Source organism: Ideonella sp. P3_A4 (genome assembly GCF_056403075.1).
Window position 1 is genome coordinate 1 of the sequence record NZ_JBFUGE010000606.1, and the last position, 3,538, is coordinate 3,538.

The window sequence follows — 3,538 nt, forward strand, 5'->3', positions numbered from 1 at the left end:
GCTCGCACACCGCATCGCTCGCACACCGCATCGCTGGGCATGACCTTCTCCGATGGCTCGACGCTGCCGGCTGCCTTTGCGCACGGCGTGTTCGTAGGCCAGCATGGCTCATGGAACCGCGAGCCACGCAGCGGCTACAAGGTGGTCTTCGTGCCGTTCGATGGCCCGAAGCCGGCGGCCGGTGCGCTGCCGGTCGATGTGTTGACCGGCTTCCTGAGCCCACAAGGCGAAGCCTATGGTCGGCCAGTGGGTGTGACGCTGGACAGCAAGGGCGCGCTGCTGGTGGCCGACGATGTGGGCAACGCCGTCTGGCGTGTCACCAACGCCACCGCTGCACGCTGAACCGGTCGCCGCGCCGCCGACGGCCGAGCCCGGTGGGTCGGCGTTGCCGGTGTATGGCGCGATCGCCGCGAATGTCGCGATCGCGATCACCAAGTTCATCGCTGCCGGGATCAGCGGCAGCTCGGCGATGCTGTCCGAAGCGATCCACTCGACTGTCGACATCTGCAACGGCGGGCTGCTGCTGGTCGGGCTGCACCGCAGCCGCCGGCCGGCTTCGGCCGAGCACCCGTTCGGCCATGGCAAGGAGCTGTTCTTCTGGAGCCTGCTGGTCGCCGTGCTGATCTTCGGCGTCGGGGGCGGCGTGTCGTTCTACCAGGGCGTGCTGCACCTGCAGCACCCGGTGCCGATGCGCGACGCTGGCTGGAGCTATGCCGTGCTCGGCCTGGCGGCCTTGTTCGAAGGGGCGAGCTTCGTGATCGCGTTGCGCCAGTTCCTCACGACCAGCGGCACGCTGCCGCTTTGGGCCGCGCTGCGCCGCAGCAAAGACCCGTCGACCTACACCGTGCTGGCCGAAGACGGCGCGGCGCTGCTGGGGCTGGCCATCGCGGCGGCAGGCATCGCCGCCAGCCAGGCGACCGGGCGGCCCGAGTTCGACGGTGCGGCGTCGCTGTTGATCGGCCTGTTGCTGGCCGGCGTGGCGTTGCTGTTGATCCGCGAGTCACGCGGCCTGCTGGTCGGCGAAGGCCTGCAGCGCGAGACAACCACCGCGATCCGCGAGATGGCCGCGGCGCAACCCGGGGTGCGCCGGGTCGGTCGGCCCTTGTCGATGTACGTCGGCGCGGAAGAGGTGCTGCTGGCGCTGGACGTGGAGTTTGCGGGGGCGGTCACGGCATGCGAGATTTCCGCCACGGTGGACCGGCTGGAGGCGCAGATCCGCGAGCGTTTCCCGCGCATCCGGCGCATCTACATTGAAACCCGCGTGCTGCCCTGATCTGCCACTTTGGCGGCCTGGCCTGGGCGGCGCAACCGATTGCCTTTTCTGTCAGTAAACCTTACCGACAGCAGGCAAGTCTTCCCGCCGGACGCTGACCGCCCGGGTCCTGGAAAAGCGTGCTTACTTAACAATTGGCAGCTGGCATGCCTGGGCCGCACCCGGCCACACGGGGCATGGCGCAGCACCGCCGCCCATCGCCCAGACCCCTGGTACCGATGGCACGGAAGCTGCACTATGCCTCCCCACGGCTGCTGCCCTGCATGGTCGCAGTTCAAACCAGGAGGGTGCTCATGAGCGCCATTGAAACGCCGGTCAAGCTCGAGCCCGTGCACGAGTTGCACACCATGCTGACTGCCTTGATCGCCCTGCGTGACGGCGACGCCAGCGTGCGCCTGCCGCACCACTGGTCGGGCATTGCCGGCCGGGTGGCCGACGCGTTCAACGACGTGGTCGAGCAGAACGCCAACATGGCCCAGGAACTGGCCCGTCTGCGCCAGGTGGTTGGCAAGCAGGGCAAGCTGAAGCAACGCGCTTCGTTGCGTGCATCGCGCGGCTTCTGGGGCGAGTCGATCGACCACATCAACTCGCTGATCGACGACCTGGTCCACCCGACCTCCGAGGTGGCCCGCGTGATCGGCGCGGTGGCCCAGGGTGACCTCTCCAAGAGCATGGCGCTGGAGGTCGACGGCCGGCCGCTGGAAGGCGAGTTCCTGCACACCGCGCAGACCATCAACAAGATGGTCGACCAGCTCGGCAACTTCTCGGCCGAAGTGACCCGCGTCGCGCGCGAGGTGGGCACCGAAGGCAAGCTCGGCGGCCAGGCGACCGTGAAGGGCGTGGCCGGCACCTGGAAGGACCTGACCGACTCGGTCAACTCGATGGCCGGCAACCTGACGGCTCAGGTGCGCAACATCGCCGACGTGACCACCGCGGTGGCCAAGGGCGACCTGTCGAAGAAGATCGAGGTCGACGTCAAGGGCGAGTTCCTGACCCTGAAGAACACCATCAACACGATGGTCGACCAGCTGCGGTCATTTGCATCGGAAGTGACGCGCGTGGCGCGCGAGGTCGGCACTGAGGGCTCGTTGGGCGGGCAGGCACGCGTCGAGGGCGTGTCGGGCACGTGGAAGGACCTGACCGATTCGGTCAACTCGATGGCCGGCAACTTGACGGCCCAGGTGCGCAACATCGCCGACGTGACGAAGGCGGTGGCCGCAGGTGACCTGAGCAAGAAGATCACGGTGGACGTGAAGGGTGAGATCCTGGAACTGAAGAACACCGTCAACACGATGGTGGACCAGCTGCGGTCGTTCGCGGCTGAAGTGACGCGCGTCGCGCGCGAGGTGGGCACCGAAGGCAAGCTCGGCGGCCAGGCGGATGTGCAGGGTGTGGCCGGCACGTGGAAGGACCTGACCGAGTCGGTCAACTTCATGGCCGGCAACCTGACCTCTCAGGTGCGCAACATCGCCGAGGTGACGACCGCCGTGGCGGCGGGTGACTTGTCGAAGAAGATCACGGTGGACGTGAAGGGCGAGATCCTGGAGCTGAAGAACACCATCAACACGATGGTGGACCAGCTGCGGTCGTTCGCGGCCGAAGTGACGCGTGTGGCCCGCGAAGTGGGTACCGAAGGCAAGCTCGGTGGCCAGGCCGAAGTGCAGGGCGTGGCCGGCACCTGGAAGGACCTGACCGATTCGGTCAACTCGATGGCCGGCAACCTGACCGACCAGGTGCGCAACATCGCCGACGTGACCAAGGCCGTGCAGGCCGGTGACCTGTCGAAGAAGATCACCGTCGACGTGAAGGGCGAGATCCTGGAGCTGAAGTCGACCATCAACACGATGGTCGACCAGCTGTCGTCGTTCGCGGCCGAAGTGACGCGCGTGGCGCGCGAAGTGGGTACCGAAGGCCGGCTGGGCGGCCAGGCCGAAGTGAAGGGCGTGTCCGGCACCTGGAAGGACCTGACCGACTCGGTCAACTCGATGGCCGGCAACCTGACCTCGCAGGTGCGCAACATCGCCGACGTGACCAAGGCGGTGGCGGCAGGCGACCTCTCGAAGAAGATCACCGTCGACGTGAAAGGAGAGATCCTCGAGCTGAAGGCCACGATCAACACGATGGTGGACCAGCTGCGGTCGTTCGCGGCTGAAGTGACCCGCGTCGCGCGTGAGGTGGGCACCGAAGGCAAGCTCGGCGGCCAGGCGGCGGTGGAAGGCGTGGCCGGCACGTGGAAGGACCTGACCGAGTCGGTCAACTTCATGG

At 67.1% G+C, this 3,538-nt stretch carries 2 protein-coding genes and 1 pseudogene; all 3 read left to right on the plus strand.

Translation table 11 applies throughout. The features are described 5' to 3' along the window. A pseudogene (locus AC1DYI_RS29760) lies at positions 1 to 342 on the plus strand (sorbosone dehydrogenase family protein); the annotation flags it as partial. Then, entirely contained in the window at positions 314 to 1,273 is a 960-nt protein-coding gene (locus AC1DYI_RS29765) for a cation diffusion facilitator family transporter (protein WP_477207730.1), read from the plus strand. The pseudogene AC1DYI_RS29760 and the gene AC1DYI_RS29765, both read left to right, overlap by 29 nt. 293 nt (positions 1,274 to 1,566) lie before the next feature. Then, positions 1,567 to 3,538, plus strand: a 1,972-nt coding sequence (locus AC1DYI_RS29770; RefSeq protein ID WP_477207731.1) for a HAMP domain-containing protein, incomplete at its 3' end; no start/stop codon positions are given.